A 16,328-nucleotide genomic window follows, 5' to 3' on the forward strand; every position below is an offset into this window, starting at 1 on the left:
CGCCGTCGAGCAGCGTTCTCTCCACCGAAGTTCACCGTCGAGCATCAGGTCCGTCCGGACCCACCACGTCCCGGCACCCGTCGGTCCGTCAGATCGACACCGCGACGCGCCCGACGACGAACGCCGCCGCCGCGAGGAACGTCCCGTACTTGAAGCGGCGTTGTGCCGCCGTCGGGTCCGAGAACGACTCGTAACAGGCGTACGCCATCACCGCGTCGGCGACGACGACGACGAGGAGGTACGCGATGCCGAACGTCCCGAGGAGGTATGGGATCGGACTGGCCGCGACGGCGACGGCGAGCACGCCGGTGGCGAGCCACAGCGCCTCGCGCTCACCGATCGCGATCGGGAGCGTCCGGAGTCCCTCCTCGCGGTCGCCGGCCATATCCTCGACGTCCTTTATCACTTCGCGGGTGAACGTCGACACCCCGGCGAGAGCGGCCAGTACGACCGGCGTCCTGAGGTCGCCGACGGCCGCGCCACCGAACAGGAACGTCGACCCGACGAGGTAGGCGACGAGCGCGTTGCCGAGCCCGGGCGTCCCCTTGAACACGGTCGTGTAGGTGACGAGCGCGACGAGGTTGATGGCGGCGATAGCGATGGCGGTGGGCGGGAGCTGGACGGCGAGCACCACCGCGGCCGCGAAGAGGACCGCGGAGAACGCGAGCGCCCCGCGTGGTGACACCGCCCCGCGCGGGATCGCCCGATCAGGCCGATTGATCGCGTCGATCTCGCGGTCGAAGTAGTCGTTGATCGCGTTGCCGGCGGCGACAGCTAACACGGTCGTCACGACGGCGATAGTCGTCGCATCACCGGCGTCCCCGATCCCGGCCACGAACGCGCCGATCGCCGTGAGCACGCCGGCAGCGATACAGTTGGCCGGTCGGGTGAGCTCCAGTCCTCCACGTAGCGTGTCTCGCACGTGATCGACCGACTCTCCCGCCCGAGACATAAACGGCGCGGGATCCGTCGGCTGGTGTCAGATCGGCCGCGCTCCGCCCGGAGCGGCCCTCACGGACGGCGCGCTCCCCGGACTCACGGCGTTGCCACTCCGACACGGAGCGGAGCGGCGAAAATCTGGGAATCGACCGCGTCGACGACGCGTCCCGAATCGGGGACTCGGCGCTTCAGATGACGCGGTTCTGGAGGTAGTCGAGGTGCTTCGCGTTGTAGACGATCTTGACCTCGTCGGCAGCCGGGCTGCCGATACAGGTCAGGCGGACGTTCTTTTCCTCGACTTCCTCGTCCGAGAGGATCTGCTGCATGTCCATCTCGATCTCGCCCTCCTTGACGATGGACGCACAGTTCGCACACGCACCGGCGCGACACGAGAAGGGCCAGTCGTAGCCCTGTGCCTCGGCCGCTTCGAGGATGTACTCGCCCTGGTTGACTTCGAGACTACCGTAGTCCTCTTCGCCGAGGTCGGCGTCTGCCGCCTCCTCGAAGAGGTTATCGTCGTCCATCGACCAGCCGTGGTCGTCGAGCACTTCGTAGTTAAGGTATTCTACAGTGGGCATCACGTGACGGTTCGACCCCCTCCTCATTAGGCTTTGCTGTTCACCCGCTCGCCACGCGAAGAGTATATGAATCCATCGCCCCGCGAGAACCGTCTCGATACCCGTTTTCGCGGTCCGTTCGTCGCGATGGAACCGTTATCACGGCTGATAGGTCGCACGGAACCCTAAAGGTCAGACTCGCCGTATCGTCCTCCGATGGAGGAGTCCGTGGTGGCCGATTTCGTCGGCCGGCTGTACACCCCCGACGTCGACGCCGACGAACCGGTTCGCGGTCGCGTGCTGTTGAGCCAGCGGCGACTCGTGTTGGCGACCGGCCAGTCGCGGACGACGGTCCCGCTCGCGCGCGTCTTCGACGTCGTCGTCGGAACCGTCCCCGGCGACCTACGTTCGTTTTTCAGCGACAGCGTGACCGTTGCCTACGACGGGGACGGGACGCGGCGGACGGCGCTCGTCGAGGGCGAGCCTGACGACATGGAGCGGTTCACCCGAGTGTTGTTCAAGGCGCTGTTGCGCGACGTGACGGTGACGGTTCGCCACCCGGCGAAGGTGGGCGGTCGCGTGACGGGCGCGTCGGACCACAAGGCGCGTCTCTCGCCGTCGCCCGAACGGATCGAGTTCGTCGGGTGTCCCGAGCCGTTCGCCGTCGATCTCACGACGGTCATCGATTACGAGCGGACCGAACGGACGATCGGCGGGTCACGACACCCGGCGCTCGTCTTCAGACACGTGCCTGACACGCGAACCGTCACCTCGATCGTGACGGTCCCCGACGCCCGGGCGTTGAACGTGCTCGGGCGGTACATCAGGCTGGAGTACGCCGAGGTCCGCGAGGAGGTCGAGACGCTCGATCCGACGGAGGACGAGCTGGAGGTGCTCGTCTCCATCTACTCCGCCGGCGGCGAGGCCAGCGTCGCCGATGTCGTCACCGGCGACGCGACCCGAACGTCGATGATACTCGATTCGCTCCGGGAGTCGGGGCTCGTCGTCGACGGCGACACGGGTGCCGCGCTGACGCGCAAGGGCAAGATGGTCGTCACCCGCTATCTCGAATCGGTCAACGCCTGAGCGATCGGAGATCCCCGAAACGATATGCCGGCCGCGTCCGTACCTCGTCATATGAGTGGACTCACCACGCACGTCGCAAACGGTGTCATCTCGGTCGTGATCAGCCTCGTCGTCACCGCGGTCTTCTCCGACACCGGCCGCGACGCCTGGGACCGATCGGAGCTGCTGGCCGCCGTCGGTATCACGGCGTTCCTCTCCGGGTTCTTCACCAGCTACTACGCGAAGTGAGGCGGGGACCCTGCCTCGGGAAGCGCTAGCTTCGACGCCCCATGTTCGCCCAGCTTGGGCGCTCCGTCGTTCGCCCGGCTTCGACGACCCGATCGGGCGAAGCTTCATGCTCGTGGAACCGTAGGTATCCTTCATGCGAGGCGACGACTACCGCGGCGCTCGACGGGCGCTTGAGACCGCGGTCGACCGGCGGGGTATCGACGACCCGGATCCCGACGCCGGCCCGCGAGTGGCGCGCGTGCCGGAGTCGCACGTCAACGACACCTTCGAGGTGGACGGATTGGAGACGAAACGCGAGGAGTCGCTGCTCGAATCGGTGTTGGCCGACCACGACGGCGTCAGCGCCGCCTCGGCGACACAGCGCAACGGGACGGTCGGCGTCCACCACGACCCGTCGGTCTCCCGCGAGACGCTCCGGGAGTCGCTGGAGTCGTACGGACTCGTCGTCGCCCCGGGCGACTCGGCGTTCGCCAGCCGGCGCGCATCGCAGTTCGCGTCTGCCCGCGTCGCCGTCGCGGTGCTGTTCGGACTGATGGTCGCGACGCCGTACATCGGCGTCCTCTACCCGACGCGCGTCGAGTGGCTCTTCTACGACCCGGTGACGGTGGCGTACCTCCAGTCGATCCTCGAATCGTCGGTGGCGACACACTTCTTCGTGAACCTGGCGGCGCTCTCCGGCGTGGCGTTCCTCGTCGCCTGCGGGCCGCAGATCCGCGAGGCGATCGGTGCGGCCGCGGAGGGGCGACTCACGCCCGAACTCGGCTTCGTCGCGGCGGTCTGTGCGGTGTTCGGTTACAGCACGCTCGCCGCGTTCACTGGGTTCGGCGGGAACGCCCACTACGACCTCGTCGCGTACGCGGTCGCCGGGGTCACGCTCTGGACGCACTTCACCGGCGAGGACGCACCGCTCGGGGACGGAACCACACACCCGGCGGACGCGGCGGCGACCGACGCCGACGCCGAAAGCGACGAGCGGGTCGCGCTGACCGACGGCGGCCGCTGAGTCGGCTCGTCTGTTATATACTGTTCTGACTGGCCTACTTATATACGCCTCTGAGCGGCCAACATATAACTCGTCCTGAAAGACCAGTTATATACTCCGTCCGCGATCCGCTGATATTCCCGGTCCGGTCGTTCAGTCGTTCGGTCGTCACAACCAGTCGGACATGCCGCCCCGTGAGCCCCGTATATACTACGTGCCGTGTCGGATACGGGTCGATCGATCCGTCGACGCGAGCGCTACGCGCCCGACACCACGACAGGAGTGTTACGCGTCAGACACCTCGACGCCAGCATCGTCGAGCCCGACCGTCCCGTCGATCCCGATCCCGTCGCCGACGCCGACCGTCGACCCCCACGAACGCTCGGGGACGACGGTGTTGACCATCAGCCGGAAGTCGTGGTCGAACCGGTCGCTCCCGGTCCACTCGGGCATGGTGTCCCGCCGGTTTGAGACGAACGTCTCCCGGAAGCCGTCGAGCGTCTCGCCCGTGTCCGGATGCCGCGAGGGGACGACACAGCGCTGACACGGGTTGACGCCGACGACGTCGACGTCGCCGACCGTGAACCGGACCCCCTCGCCGTGGTCGGCGAACAGCCGGTCCTCCCAGAACGCCGGCGCGTCGGCGATCACTAGGTTCGGCCGGAGCCGACGCCGGGCTTCCGTCGCGTCCGCGATCCCGTCGAACCAGCCGGCGACCGTTCGGAGCGTCGCACGCGAGACGACCGTCGGACCGGGAGCGGCGCGGTCGTCGGGGAACCCGCCGGCGTCGTCGGCGACGAGGTCGACCGCGTAGCCGAGGTACTCGCCGATCCACGCTTCGAGCTCGGCCGCGTCCTCGGGGAGCGCGAACCGTTCCTCATCGGCGGGGACGGTATCCCCGTCGACGACGCGCGCCGGCCGTTCGAGCGTCACGGCGGTCGGGGTCGCGTCCGTCGCCCCCGCGAGCTCGTAACTCGCCCGTAACCGATGGATCGCCGGTTCGCGCTTCCCGTTGACGTAGCCGCCGTTCCCGCCGACGGACGCGGTTTCCGGGTCCACGCCAGCCTCCACGAGCGCGTACGAGCGATCGCCGCGGAGTGCCCCGCTCGGACCCAGCTCGGCACGCTCGACGGCGACGCCGTCGAGCGACTTCATCGGATACGCGATCAGATCGCCGAGACGTACCATGGGGTCGATTCGCGACCGCCGAGCAAAAAGGCGTGCGTCCGGCGGACTACTCGTCAGCCGCGTCGTCGTCTTCCGCGTCCGACTCGTCGTCCGAGTCAGTCGTGGCGTCGTCGTCTTCCGCGTCCGACTCGTCGTCGCCCGCGCTCAGGCCGGCGGCGTCGAACGACTCCGCGACCTCGCTCTCGGGCACGGTCCGGTAGCCGTCAGCTTCGGTGATCGTGGCGACCGCGACGTCGTTCGGGCCGAACTCGTCGTCGTGTGCCGCCAACGCGGCTAGTCCGAGCTCGATCCCGTCAGTCAGGGAGAGCTCGTCCGTCCACGACTCCTCGAGATGTCCCTGGATCGCCTTGCGGCCGCCGCCGATGACGGTCGCCTTCCACTCGTTGGGCGTGCCGGAGGGGTCGGCCGCGAACAGCCGCGGCTCGCCGTTCTCGACGCCGCCGATGAGGAGGGCAGCGCCGTACGGTCGCGTCCCACCACGCTGGGTGTTCTCCTGGATGTGGTCGGTGATGAACTTCGTCAGCGTCTCGACGCCGACTGGTTCGCCGTATCGGAGACGGTTCCCCTGCGACTGGCGGCGGGCGAGATCGATCAGCTGGCGGGCGTCCGCGACGTGGCCCGCGCTCGCCGTGCCGAGGTGGTCATCGAGCTTGTGGAGCTTCTCGATGCTCTCTGCCTCCATCAGCGTCGAGCTGGCGCGCGACATCGCGACGAAGACGACCCCTTCGGCCGTCCGGACGCCGACGCTCGGTGCGCCCCGCGAGACTGCCTCGCGAGCGTACTCCACCTGGTAGATACGACCGTCGGGCGAGAACAGCGAGGTCCCGCGGTCGTACGCCTGCTGGTCGTTGCCGCCCATCATCGCTTCTCACCCGCTCGCGCGGTGGCGAGTTCGCTCATTACCGGTAGATAACGCGGGACGGTTGAAAAACCCTCCTTAACCGGTACGTGTCGGACCGGCCGCGTGGCCTCTGACTACTCCGGACGACGGCGTCGTCGTCCGACAAACGGACGGTATCCTGCACTAGGAACGGACGGCAGCCTGCCTCACGAATCGACCGCCTACGACGCATATATCCTACCAGAACCCGTAGATCGATTGACTTTGCCATCTACTCGCACGACAGCCCTCCTGCTCGCCTGCCTCGCCGCGGTCGCGGCAGTCGGCGGCGCTGTGGGGGTCCCCGACGCACGGATCACCGTCGACTCGATCGATGTCGGCCCCGCCGACCCGGTCGTCGGCGAACGCACTGCGGTGAACGTCACGGTCGCGAGCTCCGCGGGGAGCGGGGAGCCGGCGAACGTGACCGAGCTCCGCCTCCTCGACGCCGAGGGTGAGGCTCGTGACGTCGCGGTCGCCCCGGGAGCCGTCTCGCCGGGCGACACCCTCGACGCGACGCTGTGGGCGACGTTCGACGAGCCGGGCGAACACCGGCTCACCGTCGAGGTCGTCGCGACCGAGCCGATCGACGACGACGCGCTTGCCGACGACGCCGACGATGGCGATGACGCCGACGAGGAGCCCGAACCGCCGATCGTCCGCGTGCAGCGTGATATCATCGTCGATGTCGAACCCGCAGAGAGCGCGGTCGATCTCCGGGTCAGCGCGCTCTCGCCCGAGGACCTCCGTGACGGCGACGGGGAGGGGGACGCCGGCGTCGACGTCGGCGGGATCGGCGGCATAGAGGGGTTGCTCGGCGGGGGTGGAGCCGGCGGGTTGGACACCGGCGACGACGAGCCGGTCTCCGAGGCCGTCTCGTCGCCCGTCGCCGTGACGGTCGTGAACACCGGAACCGTCCCCGCCGACCGGGTGAGCCTGACCGCGACCGGCGTTTCAATCGGCGAGGACTCCCCGGCCGACGGCGCGTCGAGCGACGCCAGCGGCGACGGGTCGAGCGACGCCGGTGGTGACGGACCAGTCGACGGGCGGACGGTCGACGTCGGCCCCTTCGTCGTCGAGGATGTCGCGCCGGGCGAGGAGCGACGGGTCGTGATCGACCTCGGCCCGCTCGACCACCGGTCGAACGTGACGGTCACCGCGGCGTTCCGGTCGGCGGCGACCCCGCCGGACGGCGACGGTGCCGCCGGGACCGTCGGGGCCGACCTGGTGTACCCATCGAGGGAGGCCACCCCGGAGATAACGGGCGCGAGCGTCGCCCACGAGGGTGACGACCGGGTCGTCGTCGACGCCAACCTCGCGAACGTCGGCGACAGGGCGATCGAGGGAGTCGTCATCGGCGTCGCCGAGGCGGAGGGGGTCGCCGCCACTCCGGACGGCGGCGCGTACTTCGTCGGCGTCGTCGGGGAGAGCGACTTCGTCCCGTTCGAACTCGGCGCGACCGCCAACGCTTCCGTCGCGGACACGGTCCCGCTCCGGATCGAGTACACCGACCGCGGGGTTCGGTACGTCGAGACCGTCCACGTCGATCTTCCGCCGCCGCCCGAGGACGACGGGAGCGACGGCCGGTTCGCGGCGCTCTCGGGCGGCAACCCCGGGCCGGTCGCGCTCGGCGTTGGCGTCGTCGGCGTGATCGGGCTCGCGGCCGCCGGCCTCGTCGCCCGCCGCCGCCATGTATAGCGTCGCGCTGGAGGGGGTGACGAAGCGCTACCCGGGTGGGGGTGCGGAGCCGGTGATCGCGCTCGACGACGTCGACTTCGCGGTCGAGCCGGGGGAGTTCGTCGCCGTCGTCGGGCCGAGCGGCTCCGGAAAGTCGACGCTGCTCAACGTGCTCGGGCTGCTCGACGACCCCACCGACGGCCGTCGGCTCCTCTCGGGAACGGACGTGACCGACCTCTCGGTCGGGGAGCGGACGACCGCACGAAAGGAGTCGATCGGATTCGTCTTTCAGGACTTTCACCTGCTGCCGACGCTGACGGCGGTCGAGAACGTGGCGCTACCGACGGCGTTCGACCCCGGGGACGCGAGCGACCGGGCCGCGGCGCTGCTCGACCGATTCGGGCTCGGCGACCGACTCGATCACGAACCGAACGAGCTGTCCGGCGGCCAGAAACAGCGCGTCGCGATCGCCCGATCGCTGATAAACGACCCCGACGTACTGCTCGCGGACGAGCCGACCGGGAACCTCGACACCGACACCGGGGAGTCCATCCTCGCGGAGTTCGAGCGGGTCCGGTCGGAGGGGGTCGCCGTGATCGCCGTCACCCACGACGCGCTCGTCGAGGAGTACGCCGACCGGGTGGTCGAACTGACCGATGGCGTGGTGGTTGGGGGGATTCCCGGCGGTGACGACGATGCCGACGGCGGCGGCGAGAATGACGCCGACAACGGGAACGACGGCGACGGCGACACCCGCGATAACACCGACAGCAGCGACGACGCGCCCGGACTGTTCGGCGACCCGCCGGCGACTCCACGAGGTGACGCGGAGTGAACCCCGGCGCGTGGCGACCCGCGATCGCGATGGCGGCGCGGAACCTCCAGCGAAACCGGGTTCGGACGGTGCTCGCCGTCCTGGGGGTGTGTATCGGCGTGCTCGCGGTCGCGGTGCTCGGGATCTTCGGGAACGTGCTCGCGCTCGGCGCGGACGACGCGATCGGCGACATCGGGACCCAGGTGGTGCTCTCGCCGAACGCGGACGCGGGCGTGGAGTCACTCTCCGACGTCGACGTCGCCGAGATCCGGCGGGCGGTCGGCGACCCCGCAGTTGTGCCGCTGTACACCGACGGGGCGGTCGTCGCCGGCCCGGCCGAACAGCGCTTCGCCACCGTCTACGGCGTCGAACAGCCGGGACTGGCGTTCGAGGCGGCCGAGGGACGGCTCCCCGAGCGACACAGACAGGGAGCGATCGTCGGTGCGGGGCTCGCGGCCGACCTCGACATCGGGGTCGGCGATCGGGTAGAGATCGCGGGCGCACAGACTCGCGTGGTCGCGGTGTTGGCGGAGTCACAGACGTTCAGCCCGGTGGCTCCGGACGACGCGGTGTTCCTCCCCGAATCGGCGTTCGCGGCCGCCGGCTACGACCAGGTACTCGTCGTCTCGGAGACCGGCGGCGAGGCGCGCGAGGCGGCGGCCGCGATCCGCGAGGACGTCAACGCCCGCGAGGAGCGCGTCGACGTGTTCGAGCTGGCCGCGATCGTCGACGAGATCGACGAGTTCTTCGACCTCCTCGGCACGTTCCTGCTCGGGCTCGGCGGGATCTCGCTCGTCGTCGCCGGCGTCTCGATCCTCAACGTGATGCTCATGAGCACTGTCGAGCGCCGCCAGGAGATCGGCGTGATGCGCGCGGTCGGCGTCACTCGCCACGACGTCCTTCGCGTGTTGCTCGCGGAGGCCGGGCTCATCGGCGCGGCGGGGGCGGCCATCGGGGCGGCGTTGACGGTCCTGCTCGTCGCCGCGCTCGTCGTCTCGACCCCGGCGGTCGACGCCGAGCTCGTTCTCGACCCGACGAACGGTTACTACCTCCTGTTGGCGCTCGGGTTCGGCGTCGGTGTCGGCGTCGTGAGCGGTGCGTACCCCGCGTGGAAGGCCGCCAACGAACGGCCCGTGGAGGCGCTGCGGAGCTGATCGGGCCGAACCGAGGGCCGTCAGTCAGTCCCGCGAGACGGGCGTCTCGCTGGCGTCGGTCGTCGCCAACAGCCGGTCGATCGCGGCGTCGACCTCCTCGGGGTCCGTCCCCGTCACTTTGAGACGGTTGTGCCCCGCCTCGCGGTCTGGGTAACAGCCGACGGTAGTGTCGAACTCGTCGATCACGGCCTCTAACGCCGGGACGATGTTCGCTTCGGGTTCGACGGTGTAGAGGAACCGCGACCGCTGTTCGCCCGCGAACTCGTCGGCGACCGAGTCGAACATCGCGCGGAGCTCCTCGGGGATCCCCGGAAAGACGTACACGTTCTCGACGACACACCCTGGGGCAAGTCCCGTGTCGTTCGGGAGCGGGCGGCTCCCCTCTGGCAGTGCGGCCTCGGCGTCGACGTCGACGCGCAGGTCGCGGTCGGGGACCCGCGATCCGATCGCCGCGAGCCGGTCCTCGACGGACGAGCGGGCCAGCGCCGAGACCGTCATCTCGCGGCCGAACGCGTCCGCGACCGCCTCCATCGTCACGTCGTCCGGCGTCCCGCCGATCCCGCCGGTGACGACGACCGCGTCGAACGCCTCGGCGTACGCCGCGACGCGGTCGGCGATCGTGAGTCGGTCGTCCGGCACCGAGAGGATCCGCGTCACCGTCACGCCCCGGTCAGCGAGTTCGGCTGCGAGCCAGTTGGCGTTCATGTTCACGGTGTCGCCCGCGAGCAGCTCGTCTCCGACCGTAATGAGCGCGACGTCCATCACCGGACGTACGATGGCGGCGGGTTTCAGGGTTCGGTCGGGATCACGATTCGATCCGCTCGTACGTGACGAACGCCAGCCCATCACCGTCGCTGTCGTCCCTGCCGTCGCTGTCGTCCCTGCCGTCGCTGTCGTCCTCGCCGTTGCCGTCGTCGCCGTCGTCACCGTCATCCCGGCCACTTCCACCGTCGCTGCCGGGGGTCTCCCGGGCCGTCTCCCGCCAGCCGTCCGCGTCCCACGCCGGGAAGTGCGTATCGCCCTCGGGGCGCTCGGGGATCTCCGTCAGTACCATCCGGTCCGCGAGCGGGAGGAACGCCTCGTAGACGGTCGCCCCGCCGATCACGTACACCGTGTCGACGCCGTGGTCCGTCGCGGCGGCCGTGGCTCGCTTGACCGCCTCGTCGAGGTCCCCGGCGAGCACCGCGCAGTCTGGGAGATCGAGATCGCGAGTGGAGAGGACGACGCTCGTCCGCTCCGGGAGCGGCCCGCCGATCCGGTCGACGATGCTCTCGTAGGTGGTTCGCCCGACGATCACGGGATGACCGCTCGTCAGTCGCTTGAAGTGGGCGAGGTCCGCAGGGTAGTGCCACGGCATCCCCGCGTCCGCACCGATGACGCCGTTCTCCGCGACCGCCGCGACGAGGACGAGATCGACCCGGTCGCGGTCACTCCCCTCGCGGTCGGTGTGACTGCCCATCTCACGGTCGCTCCCCGGCATCACTCCGCGACCGCGAAGGAGATCCCCTCCGCGCAGTCGTACTCGACGACCTCGACATCCTCGTACGTCAGCTCGTCGAGCGGGATGTCGGCGATCTCGATCCGCGGCCGCTCGCGCGGCTCCCGAGAGAGCTGTTCGAGCAGGCCGGGGACGTGGTCGTACCCCTCGTCGCCGTCGGCTTCGGCTGGGGCCGTCGCCTCCAGCCACTCCTTCACGCGCAGGTAGTCGACGTCGTCCTCGACGTCCGCCAGCCGCTCTTGGAGTCGGGGGAGGTTGTCGGCGTACCACTCGCCGCGCTCGCCCTGCCCGCAGTAGACGTGCGCGTCGACGACGGTGTGGCCGAACTCGCCGACCTCGAAGCCGGTCCGCTGGGCGAGCGCGTTCGCGAGCAGCGCGTACGCGGCGATGTTGAACGGGACGCCGAGCGCGATGTCCCCCGAGCGCTGCGTGAGATGGAGGTTGAGCTTCCCGTCCTGGACGTTGACGACGAACGTGTAGTGACACGGCGGGAGCGTCGAAACCGTCGCGTTCGCCGGGTGCCACGCGTTCACCACCATCCGTCTGGAGTGGGGGTTCTCGCGGAGCGTGTCGAGCACGTATCCGATCTGGTCGAACGTTCGGCGTTCGGTCCCGTCCGGCCCCTCCTCGACGGTCACCCAGCGATGGCCGTCCTCGGGCCACGTCTCGCCGGGAAGCGCGTCGCCGTCGTCGGGGACCGGGTACCGTCGCCAGAATCGGCCGTACGCGGTATCGAGGTGCCCTTCCTCGTCGGCCCACGCGTCCCAGATCTTCGTCTCCTCGCGAAGGTTCCGGACGTGCTCCTCGCCCGAGAGATACCACAACACCTCGTGTATCAGCGAGTTCCAGCGGTAGCCGTCCATCCGTTTCGTCGTTAACAGGGGGAACCCCTCGGCGAGGTCGACGGTGTACTGGCCGCTGAACGTCGCGATGGTGTCCACGCCGGTTCGGTTCGGCTTGTACGTGCCCGTCGAGAGCGTGTCGTCGACGAGATCGAGGTACTGTTGCATGGTGTCGTGGCGTGCTGACGTCGCCCCGGCGACCCGGTCGTCGGAGCGATCGGTCTATCGGCTCAACGAACCGCGCTACATTAATCGATCTCCTTTCAGGCGGCTTTTCACTTCCGTCCGAACACCCGGTCCCTGAGTCGCCCGATCGTTCCGTCCCTCACGCGTCGAACGGCTTTCGAGGCGGTCCGCCCCGCGATCGTCGCCGTGAACGCGCCACGAACGAACCAGCCGGTCGGGACCCGATCGGGGAAAGTGAACGGCCCGATACGGGAGACGCCCACCGTCCGCGACTCGGTGAATCGTCGCACGCCTTCCGGCCCGTTGCGCCGGCCGATCCCGGAGTCGCCGAACCCGCCCATCGGGGCGTCGCGCGCGCCCCACCCGGTCAGGAACCCGTCGTTCACCGAGACGGTCCCGCAGTCGATCTCGCGGGCGACCCGCGCGCCCCGGTCGCGATCCGCGGTCCAGACGCTCGCATTCAATCCGTACGGGGAGTCGTTGGCGGCCGCGACCGCCGCGTCGGCATCGGGGACGGGCGCCACCGAAACGACCGGCCCGAACGTCTCCTCGCAGGCGACCGTCGCGTCCGGGTCGACCCCGGTCACCACCGTCGGCTCGAAACAGAACGGCGCGACGTCCGGACGGTGACGGCCGCCGGTCTCGACGGTCGCGCCACGGTCGCGAGCGTCGTCGACGTGTGACCGCACCCGATCGAGCTGGTCGGCGTCGATCAGCGAGCCGAGGTCGGCGTCGTAGTCGTAGCTGGTTCCGAGCGTCAGTCGTTCCGTTTCGCGAACGAACGCGTCGAGGAACGCGTCGTAGGCGGACTCGACGACGTAGATCCGCTCGGCGGCCAGACAGAGCTGACCCGCGTTCGAGAAGCAGGCTTGGACCGCGCCACGGGCGGCCTCGTCGACGTCGGCATCACCGAGCACGACGAGCGGGTTGTTGCCGCCGAGCTCCAGCGAACAGTCGATCAGGTTCCGCCCGGCTCGCTCGGCGACCGCTCGGCCCGTCTCGGTGCTCCCGGTAAACGCGACGTAGTCGACCCGGTCGATCAGTGCGGGGCCCACGATAGGTCCCTCGCCGGTGACGACGGTCAGGACGTTCTCGGGAAGACCGGCGTCCTCCAGTAGCTCCGCGAGCGCAAGCGCGGTGTACGGCGTCTTCTCGTCCGGCTTGAGCACGACCGCGTTGCCCGCGAGCAGCGCTGGGATCGCGTCCGCGACCGACAGTGTGAGCGGATAGTTCCACGGCGAGATCACGCCCACGACGCCGACCGGCTCATAGGTGACCGTCGCCGTCGAGAGCCCCGGGACGGCGGCCGTTCGGCGGTCCTCGGCGATCGCGTCCGGTCCCTTCCGAGCCGCATACTCGCACGCCAGCGGCACCTCGAACAGCTCCTCGACGGCGGTCCGACGCGACTTCCCGGTCTCCAGCTGGAGGAGGTCAAGCAGCGTCGACCGACGGTCGAGCAGGAGGTCGGCGGCCCGGTCGAGCACCGCAGCCCGTTCGGCGACCGGTCGTTCCGCCCACGCCGCACCGGCCTTGCGTGCCCGCTCGACCGCGCTCGCGATGTCGTCGTCGGTACAGGCTGGCACGGAACCGACGCGCTCGGTCGTCGCGGGCGCGAACACGTCGAGGCTGGCGTCCGCCTCGCTCTCGACGCGGGAGGCGAGCTCGACGAGGCGGTCGGGTGAGAGCGAGCCGGCATCGGCGATGGCGGTCGGCGGGGCCGACTCTGCTTGTCCGGGAGGCATCGATTATCGATGGAAGGGGACGGCGGCCCAAAGCGGTGTCGGCGGCGGAACGGAAGCGACGCGGCTTCGGCGACAGGGCCGGAGGCGTGAGCGAAGGGTGCTGTCCGCGACCGTAGCACCTAACCTCGCGCCGGCCCGAGTCATGGATATGCGAATCGACCCGTTCGGCCTCGAGCGCTGGTTCGCCGAGTACGAACACGAGGCCGACATCATGCTGGCCGAAAGCGGGATCCGCTCGCTTGACGCGAGCCGCTTCGATCTGGACCCCGGCGAGCTGGGGTACGTGATCCCGACGAACGGCGACCCGGAGTTCCGGGCACGCGTCGGTGAGCGATACGGGCGGAGCGCCGACGAGGTACTGTTCACCTGTGGTACCCAGGAGGCGAACTTCCTCGCGTTCCTCGCGCTCGTGGCGACCGACGACCCGATCGGCGAAGGGGCCGACGGAGCACACGCCGGGACCGGGGACGACGGGAAAGAGCGCGACGGGATCGGCTCCGGGAGCCACGCGGTCGTCGTCACCCCGACGTACCAGGCGCTTCACGCGGTGCCCGAGGCGTTCGGCGAGGTGACGCGGGTCGAGCTGGAGCCGCCGGAGTGGCGGCTCGACCCGGACGCCGTCGCCGACGCGGTCCGCGAGGACACCGCCGTCGTCGTCGTGAACAACCCGAACAACCCGACCGGCCGGTACCACGCGGAGTCGGCGATGCGCGCGGTGTACGATGTCGCCGCCGACCACGACGCGTACCTGCTGTGTGACGAGGTGTACCGGCTGCTGGCCGAGGAGCCACAGCCCCCGGTCGCGAGCTTCGGGGCTCACGGCATCTCGACCACTAGTCTCACGAAGGCGTACGGGCTGGCGGGGCTCCGGTTCGGCTGGATCGCCGGCCCGGAGCCGCTCGTCGAGCGTGCCTGGCAGTGGAAGGACTACACCACCATCTCCCCGTCGCTGTTCGGCCAGCACGTCGCGAAGCAAGCGCTCGGCCGGCGCGAGGGGCGGATCTTGGAGGAGAACCGCAAGCTGGCCCGCGACCATCGCGAGCGAGTCGCCGAGTGGGTCGCCCGCCACGAGCTCGACTGGTACGACCCGGTCGGTGTCAACGCCTTTCCGACGGTGCCCGAGGCGTTCGAGAGCGGTCGCGAGTTCTGTCGCGCGGTCGTCGAGCGCGAAGGAGTCGTGCTCGCGCCGGGCGATCTGTTCGGCTTTCCCGACCGGTTCCGGATCGGGTTCGGCCTCCCGACCGACGAGCTGGAGGAGGGACTCGACCGCGTGAGCCGCGTGATCGAGGACGGGCCCGGCGGGAGCGGGATCGACCCCAATGCGACGGGGGGTGACGCCTGATGGGGCTCGCCGACGAGCTCAAAGCCGACGTGGTCGGCCTCGTCCGCGATCCGACGGACGAGCAGAAAGCGATCCTCGTCGCCATCGTCGCTATCTTCGTCGCGGACCGCTACTTCCTGTGGATCGAGTTCCCGTTCGTGGTGCGGACGACCGCCGCCGTCGGCGTCGGGTTTATCGCGCTGTTCATCACGAGCTACATCCTCACGGGGAAGCTCGTACCGCCGGACGAAGACGACGAGGAGGAAGCGGAGTACGAGGACGAGTTCCACCCCTAACGCAGTTGCGGATCGGGGAGCCGCCGCCGGGTAAGTGTATCACACCGATCAACGGACTCGACCCAGCGACCCGTGAGTTCTCGAACGGTGTACGGAGTCTGGAACGCTGGCGAAGCGACAGATAGCAGCGTCAGCAACACGGGAGAGTCGATCGGTCTACAACCGGAGCAACAGCGGGCACCTGTCCCCCGGGCGAGGCCGTCAAGAATGGCCGCGAGAACGGAGACCGTCTGAGAGTTTTCCACGAGATCCGTCCCATCGCCGGGTACCTCTCAACCGGTACTCATCGCGGAGTTCGCATCGACTCCGAAGGGGTTCAACAGCACCAACAGAACCGAACGAACAGACACCCGCCGCTACCGCTCTCAGATCGGAGCGCGCGGAGAACTGTCGAGGGTCGCCGTCAGTTGTCGCCGGCTTTCGACTGCCAGGCGTAGTCGCGACGCTTCGCGGACTTGCCGAAGCCACACGAGGAGCAGCGCTCCTTGGTGAGGTGGTAGGACTTCTCGCCACAGCGGCGGCACTTCACGTGTACCGTCTTGTTCTTTTTCCCTTGAGAGGGCGTACCGGAGCCGGTCATGCTTTGATCGTGACGACGTTATCGCCGCGTATAATCGTTGTGTCTTCGATGGCGACCGCGAACTCGCCGTCGAGTTCGCCGTCGACGCGGTCGTCGACGCCGGTCTCCGGTTCGATGACGACGTTCATGTGCTGGTCGTAGCCGGACAGGATCCCGTAGTACGTCGTTCCGTCCTTCAGGTGTACCGTTACGGGCTCCTCGAGCGACGCTTCGAGCACGTCGAGGGGTCGTCCACTCATTACCTACCCCGCCGCCCGTCGCGCTATTAAAAATACCGGGACGACCCGACGGAAACCGACTGAACCGGCCGTAATAACGCGGTTGCGCGTCAGTCCGCCACGTGGACCCCTCAGATCTC

The 16,328-nt window shown here is 69.1% G+C and carries 18 protein-coding genes; 8 read left to right on the forward strand and 10 right to left on the reverse strand.

Annotation, left to right across the window (positions count from 1 at the left end; all coding sequences use genetic code 11):
- Positions 1-88 precede the first annotated feature (88 nt).
- Positions 89-922 (reverse strand): geranylgeranylglycerol-phosphate geranylgeranyltransferase, encoded by an 834-nt coding sequence (locus tag ACZ5TV_RS01330; RefSeq protein WP_379781707.1) that lies wholly within the window; start codon positions 920-922, stop codon positions 89-91.
- Positions 923-1,127: 205 nt separating this feature from the next.
- The gene (fer, locus tag ACZ5TV_RS01335) at positions 1,128-1,517 is read right to left on the reverse strand and encodes a ferredoxin Fer (RefSeq protein ID WP_379781705.1); all 390 of its coding nucleotides are present in this window, start codon (positions 1,515-1,517) and stop codon (positions 1,128-1,130) included.
- Positions 1,518-1,712: 195 nt separating this feature from the next.
- Between fer and ACZ5TV_RS01340 the strand changes: the two genes are divergently transcribed.
- From ACZ5TV_RS01340 to ACZ5TV_RS01350, 3 genes are all read left to right on the forward strand, one after another.
- On the forward strand, positions 1,713-2,582 hold the full coding sequence (locus tag ACZ5TV_RS01340; RefSeq protein ID WP_379781703.1) for a CheF family chemotaxis protein: 870 nt from the start codon (positions 1,713-1,715) through the stop codon (positions 2,580-2,582).
- A 51-nt stretch (positions 2,583-2,633) separates the two neighbouring features.
- Entirely contained in the window at positions 2,634-2,810 is a 177-nt protein-coding gene (locus tag ACZ5TV_RS01345; RefSeq protein ID WP_379781701.1) for a hypothetical protein, read from the forward strand.
- A 133-nt stretch (positions 2,811-2,943) separates the two neighbouring features.
- Positions 2,944-3,813 (forward strand): hypothetical protein, encoded by an 870-nt coding sequence (locus ACZ5TV_RS01350; RefSeq protein WP_379781699.1) that lies wholly within the window; start codon positions 2,944-2,946, stop codon positions 3,811-3,813.
- Positions 3,814-4,077: 264 nt separating this feature from the next.
- Here ACZ5TV_RS01350 and ACZ5TV_RS01355 read toward each other — a convergent pair whose 3' ends face one another.
- Together ACZ5TV_RS01355 and ACZ5TV_RS01360 are read right to left on the reverse strand one after the other, a co-directional pair.
- Positions 4,078-4,980, reverse strand: coding sequence for an MOSC domain-containing protein (locus ACZ5TV_RS01355; RefSeq protein WP_464384033.1), 903 nt, complete (start codon positions 4,978-4,980; stop codon positions 4,078-4,080).
- A 46-nt stretch (positions 4,981-5,026) separates the two neighbouring features.
- On the reverse strand, positions 5,027-5,842 hold the full coding sequence (locus ACZ5TV_RS01360) for an archaeal proteasome endopeptidase complex subunit alpha (RefSeq protein ID WP_379783587.1): 816 nt from the start codon (positions 5,840-5,842) through the stop codon (positions 5,027-5,029).
- A gap of 243 nt (positions 5,843-6,085) precedes the next feature.
- Between ACZ5TV_RS01360 and ACZ5TV_RS01365 the strand changes: the two genes are divergently transcribed.
- Genes ACZ5TV_RS01365 through ACZ5TV_RS01375 form a run of 3 tightly spaced genes read left to right on the forward strand, consistent with a single transcriptional unit; the run spans position 6,086 to position 9,505 of the window.
- Positions 6,086-7,558 carry a COG1361 family protein gene (locus tag ACZ5TV_RS01365; protein WP_464384034.1) on the forward strand — a complete coding sequence of 491 codons (1,473 nt, stop codon included), beginning with the start codon at positions 6,086-6,088 and terminating at the stop codon, positions 7,556-7,558.
- Positions 7,551-8,372: an ABC transporter ATP-binding protein gene (locus ACZ5TV_RS01370; RefSeq protein ID WP_379783308.1), complete on the forward strand. Its 822-nt coding sequence runs from the start codon at positions 7,551-7,553 to the stop codon at positions 8,370-8,372. The genes ACZ5TV_RS01365 and ACZ5TV_RS01370 overlap by 8 nt, the downstream gene beginning before the upstream one ends.
- A 29-nt stretch (positions 8,373-8,401) precedes the next feature.
- On the forward strand, positions 8,402-9,505 hold the full coding sequence (locus ACZ5TV_RS01375) for an ABC transporter permease (RefSeq protein ID WP_379783310.1): 1,104 nt from the start codon (positions 8,402-8,404) through the stop codon (positions 9,503-9,505).
- A gap of 24 nt (positions 9,506-9,529) precedes the next feature.
- Here the strand turns inward: ACZ5TV_RS01375 and ACZ5TV_RS01380 are convergent, their stop codons facing one another.
- The 4 genes from ACZ5TV_RS01380 to ACZ5TV_RS01395 form a co-directional block, all read right to left on the reverse strand.
- Positions 9,530-10,267 carry a competence/damage-inducible protein A gene (locus ACZ5TV_RS01380; RefSeq protein ID WP_464384035.1) on the reverse strand — a complete coding sequence of 246 codons (738 nt, stop codon included), beginning with the start codon at positions 10,265-10,267 and terminating at the stop codon, positions 9,530-9,532.
- Between the two features lie 43 nt (positions 10,268-10,310).
- Positions 10,311-10,964, reverse strand: a complete 654-nt coding sequence (locus ACZ5TV_RS01385; RefSeq protein ID WP_379782843.1) for a dihydrofolate reductase — start codon at positions 10,962-10,964, stop codon at positions 10,311-10,313.
- A 20-nt stretch (positions 10,965-10,984) separates the two neighbouring features.
- Positions 10,985-12,013, reverse strand: a complete 1,029-nt coding sequence (gene thyA, locus ACZ5TV_RS01390) for a thymidylate synthase (RefSeq protein ID WP_379782839.1) — start codon at positions 12,011-12,013, stop codon at positions 10,985-10,987.
- Between the two features lie 107 nt (positions 12,014-12,120).
- On the reverse strand, positions 12,121-13,773 hold the full coding sequence (locus tag ACZ5TV_RS01395; RefSeq protein WP_464384036.1) for a succinic semialdehyde dehydrogenase: 1,653 nt from the start codon (positions 13,771-13,773) through the stop codon (positions 12,121-12,123).
- A 148-nt stretch (positions 13,774-13,921) separates the two neighbouring features.
- On the opposite strand from ACZ5TV_RS01395, the gene ACZ5TV_RS01400 reads away from it, so the two are divergent.
- On the forward strand, positions 13,922-15,115 hold the full coding sequence (locus tag ACZ5TV_RS01400) for an aminotransferase class I/II-fold pyridoxal phosphate-dependent enzyme (RefSeq protein ID WP_379781418.1): 1,194 nt from the start codon (positions 13,922-13,924) through the stop codon (positions 15,113-15,115).
- Entirely contained in the window at positions 15,115-15,390 is a 276-nt protein-coding gene (locus ACZ5TV_RS01405; RefSeq protein ID WP_379781420.1) for a hypothetical protein, read from the forward strand. Before ACZ5TV_RS01400 ends, ACZ5TV_RS01405 begins: the two co-directional genes overlap by 1 nt.
- Positions 15,391-15,793: 403 nt before the next feature.
- Here ACZ5TV_RS01405 and ACZ5TV_RS01410 read toward each other — a convergent pair whose 3' ends face one another.
- Both ACZ5TV_RS01410 and ACZ5TV_RS01415 read right to left on the reverse strand, forming a co-directional pair.
- Complete coding sequence (locus ACZ5TV_RS01410; protein WP_080505266.1) at positions 15,794-15,970, reverse strand: 50S ribosomal protein L37e; 177 nt, start codon at positions 15,968-15,970, stop codon at positions 15,794-15,796.
- Positions 15,967-16,209: an LSM domain-containing protein gene (locus ACZ5TV_RS01415; protein WP_379781422.1), complete on the reverse strand. Its 243-nt coding sequence runs from the start codon at positions 16,207-16,209 to the stop codon at positions 15,967-15,969. Before ACZ5TV_RS01415 ends, ACZ5TV_RS01410 begins: the two co-directional genes overlap by 4 nt.
- Positions 16,210-16,328: the final 119 nt, after the last annotated feature.

It is taken from the genome of Halorubrum tibetense (assembly GCF_055396225.1).